The sequence below is a fragment of the Candidatus Protofrankia californiensis genome, assembly GCF_900634765.1.
GTDB classification, from domain to species: domain Bacteria; phylum Actinomycetota; class Actinomycetes; order Frankiales; family Frankiaceae; genus Protofrankia; species Protofrankia californiensis.
This window is the reverse complement of sequence record NZ_CAAAFT010000435.1, coordinates 9,123-13,351: the sequence shown is the minus strand read 5'-3', so window position 1 is coordinate 13,351 and position 4,229 is coordinate 9,123. Positions and strand designations below refer to the sequence as shown.

General features: G+C 66.9%; 5 protein-coding genes. 2 read left to right on the top strand and 3 right to left on the bottom strand.

Annotated elements, in window-relative coordinates; translation table 11 throughout:
• On the top strand, positions 1–463 hold a 463-nt coding region (locus DD1DGNOD_RS22535), incomplete at its 5' end, for a CAP domain-containing protein (RefSeq protein ID WP_131770994.1).
• A 164-nt stretch (positions 464–627) separates the two neighbouring features.
• Here DD1DGNOD_RS22535 and DD1DGNOD_RS22530 read toward each other — a convergent pair.
• The 3 genes from DD1DGNOD_RS22530 to DD1DGNOD_RS27425 form a co-directional block, all read right to left on the bottom strand.
• Complete coding sequence (locus DD1DGNOD_RS22530; protein WP_165035226.1) at positions 628–1,428, bottom strand: glycoside hydrolase family 16 protein; 801 nt, start codon at positions 1,426–1,428, stop codon at positions 628–630.
• A gap of 420 nt (positions 1,429–1,848) precedes the next feature.
• Positions 1,849–2,436: a TetR/AcrR family transcriptional regulator gene (locus DD1DGNOD_RS22525; protein ID WP_131770992.1), complete on the bottom strand. Its 588-nt coding sequence runs from the start codon at positions 2,434–2,436 to the stop codon at positions 1,849–1,851.
• A 142-nt stretch (positions 2,437–2,578) separates the two neighbouring features.
• Positions 2,579–2,743: a hypothetical protein gene (locus tag DD1DGNOD_RS27425; protein WP_165035227.1), complete on the bottom strand. Its 165-nt coding sequence runs from the start codon at positions 2,741–2,743 to the stop codon at positions 2,579–2,581.
• Positions 2,744–2,779: 36 nt separating this feature from the next.
• Between DD1DGNOD_RS27425 and DD1DGNOD_RS22520 the strand changes: the two genes are divergently transcribed.
• A partial coding sequence (locus DD1DGNOD_RS22520; protein WP_131770993.1) for an aldehyde dehydrogenase family protein occupies positions 2,780–4,229 on the top strand: 1,450 nt, incomplete at its 3' end.

Below are 4,229 nucleotides of genomic sequence, written 5' to 3'. Positions count from 1 at the left end.
GGCCAGCCCGGCGAGCCCGTCGGCGACCCTGCCACCGAGGCCGGGGCAGCCGTCTGCTCCATCGGCTGCCGCTGGTCGGGACGTGGTCCTACAGGTCGTGGCGTTGGCCAATGCCGAACGTGCCAGGGTGGGCGAGCGGCCCCTTACGGTGGACGCCTGCCTGGTCCTGGCGGCACAGCGACACAGCGAGGACATGGCGGCGAACAGCTACATGGATCATGTCAGCCTGGACGGGCGGACGATGTCCGACCGTGCGACTGCGGCCGGCTACCGATACCGGGTATTGGGCGAGAACGTCGCGGCCGGTCAGCGCAGCCCGGCGGAGGTGGTGGCCGGCTGGATGAACAGTCCCGGACACCGCAGGAACATGCTCAACGGGGAGTTCACCCAGATCGGGGTCGGCTACGCGTGTGGCGGCAGTTACGGCACCTACTGGACCCAGGTTTTCGGGACCCCCGCCTGACGAAGCAGTACACGCCCGCTGTAGCCACTCCGCACGCACGCACGCACGCACGCTTCGCGTCGGCTGGGTCTCCGGTCGACGCTGGTCAGTCGATCCGGGGACCCCAGAACCGGGCGGTTTCCGCGCATCCGCATGGTAATGATTGCCGGTGCTGCGGGTGGGGGCTACGGGGACTGCTGGTAGACGTGAACGTAGTCGACGTCGACGCTGCTGGGGAATGCGGTGGCACCGTCGGGCGCACCGCCCCAGCTGGAGGGACCACCCACGTCCAGGTTCACCATCAGGTACATCTTGTCCGAAGGAACCAGGTTGGTCAGGCGCCCCGTCTGCACGCCGTCGATGTAGAAGGTCAGCGATCCCGGCTCCCACCTGACGGCGTAGTTGTGATACTCGGTACTCCAGTCCGGATTCTCGGTCTTGAACTGGTTCTCGCCGCCGTTCTTGGTGTGCAGTGTCTGGTAGATGGTCGTCCGGTCCTCGCCGATGAATTCCATGATGTCGATCTCATCGAGTGTGTAGGCCGGGTTGTACAGCCAGATCGCGGGCCAGAACCCCTTGCCTTTCGGCAGCTTGGCACGGACGTCCACGTAGCCGTAGGTGAAGAAGTACTTCTGGTCACTGTTTATGATGCCGCTGGTGTACGGAAATATCGAACCCTTGAAATTGTAGGAGTTCCTGGACGCGGTTAGGTGCGCCTTGCCGTCGCTTTGCGTCACCGCGGAGGGCGAGTAGCAGTTCTGCGAGCCGTGGTTGCCGGAGTTGGCGCCGCACTGAGCGCCCTGCCAGACGTTGGTGACCCACTTGCCGATGTCTAGCGCGGCCCCGTCGAATTCGTCGCCGAATACCAGACGCCAGCTGTCGTCAAGCCCCGGAGGCCGGGTGGAAGGGGCGGACGCAAGCAGTGGATGAGGTGGGTTCGTGGTCGACGGGGTCGGGATGTGCACAAGCGGTGGTACCGGAACCACCGCTGTCCCCGACGGTGCGGGTTCAGCCGTGGCCGCGGATGCGGTGGGTGACGATTGCGCCGCAATGTAGGCTGCGGCGGCTCGCTGCGCTATGGAAGAGGCGGACGCCGACGATGCCGGTGGCGTGGATGTCTGGGGGGCCTGGCAGGCAGCCAGGCCGACACCTACCGGTAGTGCCAACGTCATTGCCAAGAGCCGCCACCGGGCTCGGAAGATCGATCTGGTCTGTGCAGAGGACAGAAGTCTAGGCAACATGAGTCCTTACATGTCCGGTCCCCTCCGGCAGGAGGGAGCGTAACACGCTCCTATGTGTGCACCTAGTGCTGATAAGCAATGGTTGAACATCCTAACGGCAGCGGATCGATGTTCGGGATGATATGTCCCGGTAGGCTCCTGTCATACAAGAAATGATCGTATGTGTCAGGTCTGTCGCCTCGGCCTGTCAGGCTCCGGCGAGCAGCCGTCGTCGCTGTGGACGAGGACCGTACGCTGGTACTCGTCAAGCATCTGGCACATCTCCCGCTCTTCCACCGGGGACCGCAGTTGCTGGAAGCCGATGATGATGCTCATCCCCATCATCGTCAGCACCCGTGCCCGGGCGGGGTCGGTCACGACTGCGGACACGACGGACAGGATTGCCTTCTCGCGACGCCGGTCCACACGCTCCTGCACCACGCCGACGGTGGAGCCGGTGTGACTCCACGCCCGGATGGCGGCCTCGGTGTCGTGGGGCACACCCAGCGCGAACTCCGTCAGCGCGCCGGTCCTGGCGACCGCGTCTCCGGTGACGGTGGCCAACGTGGTGAGCCGGTCGTTCTGCTGGGCTTCCCAGTACGCGAACAGCCGGTCGACGAAACCCTTCCAGCTCCCGAAGTAGTGGTAAAAAGAACCGCTGGTGACCCCGACCGACGCGCACAGCTTGCCGATCCGCAGGTTGTCGAAGCCCTCAGTGGTGACGATCTCCATAGCCGAGACGAAGTACTGGTCTCGCGTCACCAGCGTGGGCACGAGACACTCCCGCTCTGCGTCCGCGGACGCCGATGAATATGGTCCCACCTCACTATAACTTCCGCCGTGTCGGTACGGCCGGTGGCTCGTGTATCAGGACCGCTCGCTCGCCCGACAACACGTGATCGGGCGAGCCCGGCCATCACAGGGTCGTCCACCGCACGATCTCCTCGATCGCGGTCGGGATCGTCGCCTCGAACTCCTCCGCCAGGATCCTGCGCTGGTCCGGGAAGCTGTACTTAACCGGGACTATAAAGAGAGTTATGGTGGCTCTCAGGAGTGTGTCGCGGCAGCACGCGGCCGCCACCGAGTCAGCCGATCCGCGAGACTCGAAGGAGCCGTAATGACGCTGCTGCCATCGAGCACCGACGACACCGGCACCGACGGCACCGCCGGACCAGCCGGTCCCACGGCCCGGGCGGCCGTTGACGGTCCGGCCGGTTCCGGCGAAGCCACCCCCGAACAGGTGGCGGACGTCGTCGCCCGGCTGCGCAAGAGTTTCGCCGGGGGCCGGACGCGAAGCCTGGCGTGGCGTGTCGACCAGCTGCGGGCGATCGAGCGGCTGGTCACCGAGCATGAGACGGACATCGCCGAGGCGATCGGGGCCGACCTCGGCCGGGCGGCGGTGGACTCCTGGTTGGGCGACGTCGCCCCGGTCCGGACCGAGGCGGCCTACGCTCGCAGACACCTCAGGTCCTGGATGCGGCGCCGGCGCACCGGCCTGCCGCTCGTGGCGAGGCCCGGCCGGGCGTGGTACCAGTACGAACCGCTCGGCGTCGTGCTGGTCATCGGCCCGTGGAACTACCCGGTCTACCTGTCGCTCGGCCCGCTGGTCGGCGCCGTCGCGGCGGGCAACTGCGCCGTCATCAAACCGTCCGAGCACGCCCCGGTCTGCTCGGCCCTGCTCGCGCGGCTCGTCCCGCAGTACCTTGACCCCGACGCGGTGGCCGTCGTCGAGGGCGAGGCCCAGGCCACCCAGTTGCTGCTCGATCAGGGTCTTGACCACGCCTTCTTCACCGGCGGTCCGGAAATCGGCAAGATCGTGATGGCGTCCGCCGCGCGGCACCTCACTCCGGTCACCTTGGAACTGGGTGGCAAGAGTCCGGCGATTGTCACCCGCCACGCCGACCTGGAGGTCGCGGCCCGCCGCATCGCCTGGACGAAGCTGCTGAACTCCGGGCAGACCTGCATCGCGCCGGACTACGTGCTGGTCGAAACCGAGGTGCGCGACCGCTTTGTCACCCAACTCGTCCAGACGATCCGCAGCTTCCGCTCCGGTGCCCCGGCCACGCTTCCCATCGTCAACCGCCGTCAGTTCGAACGGCTGGCGGCGCTGCTCGACGGCGCCGGTGGCACCGTCGTCCTCGGCGGGTCGGTGGACGCTGACCGCGCGGCCGTCGAGCCGACGGTCGTCGTCGACCCCGACCCGGACGCGCCCGTCATGCGGGAGGAGATTTTCGGGCCGATCCTGCCAGTGGTGGGCGTGTCGTCGCTGGACGAGGCCGTCGTCCTGGTCAACCTTGGTCCCAAGCCGTTGGCGGCCTACCTGTTCAGTTCGGCGAAGTCCGAGCGTGAACAGGTGCTGCGCGAGGTCAGCGCGGGTGGCATTGTGATCAACCATGCCGCGGTGCACTGCCTCGTCCCGCAGCTGCCCTTCGGCGGCGTCGGTAACAGCGGGATGGGCGCCTACCACGGACGCTGGGGGTTCGAGACGTTCAGTCACCGCAAGGCGGTGCTGTCGAAGCCGGCGCGGCCGGATCTGTCGCTGATCTACCCGCCGTACTCGGCCCGCG